This window comes from Extibacter muris, from assembly GCF_004345005.1.
Lineage (GTDB): Bacteria > Bacillota > Clostridia > Lachnospirales > Lachnospiraceae > Extibacter > Extibacter muris.
The window spans coordinates 1-554 of record NZ_SMMX01000095.1 but is presented as its reverse complement, the minus strand read 5'-3'; the positions used below and the strand labels follow the sequence as shown (position 1 = coordinate 554).

1 protein-coding gene is annotated in these 554 nt (G+C 52.2%); it reads right to left on the bottom strand.

All coding sequences use genetic code 11. The features are described from left to right. Nucleotides 1-165: 165 nt before the first annotated feature. Nucleotides 166-453 carry a hypothetical protein gene (locus E1963_RS19505; RefSeq protein ID WP_145964212.1) on the bottom strand — a complete coding sequence of 96 codons (288 nt, stop codon included), beginning with the start codon at nt 451-453 and terminating at the stop codon, nt 166-168. Nucleotides 454-554 lie beyond the last annotated feature (101 nt).

Below are 554 nucleotides of genomic sequence, written 5' to 3'. Positions count from 1 at the left end.
CTTTTCTTCCTCTCCTTCCCTTTTTCTCCACGCTTTTTCCTTCTCTTCTTTCCCTTTTTTTCTCTCTTCCTCTCCTCCCCCCCCTCTTCCTCCTTCCCCCCCTTTTTCCTTCTCTTTTCCCTCTCCCTTTCTCTTCCTTCTTTCTCCCCCCATTCTCCTCTGAGCTCAAATTCTTTGTCTCTTCCTTCTCCCTTCTCTTCTCCTCCCCCTTTCCCCCTCCCTGCCTCCTCCCTTTCCTGCCCTCACAGGATATGAGGAAGGAATCATGGACGGGTTTTCGAACACGCCTGCTCCTCTTTCTCCCTCTCTCCTTCCCTTCCCCCCTTCTTCTTTCCTTTTTTTCCCTCCTCTCCCTCTTGCTGCTCTTCCTTTCTCCTTCCCCTTTCCTTCCTCTTTCCATGGCTGTCCTCCTCTTTTCTCCCTTACATCTTTTTCTCCCTTCTCTCCTTCCACCGGTAGCCCTCCTGAGTATGCCACCGCAGGCCGTGCCTTCTGCACTCCTCCTTTCTGTCTTCTTCTTCCTTCAGATCCCTGCGCACAGAAACATCCGGAAC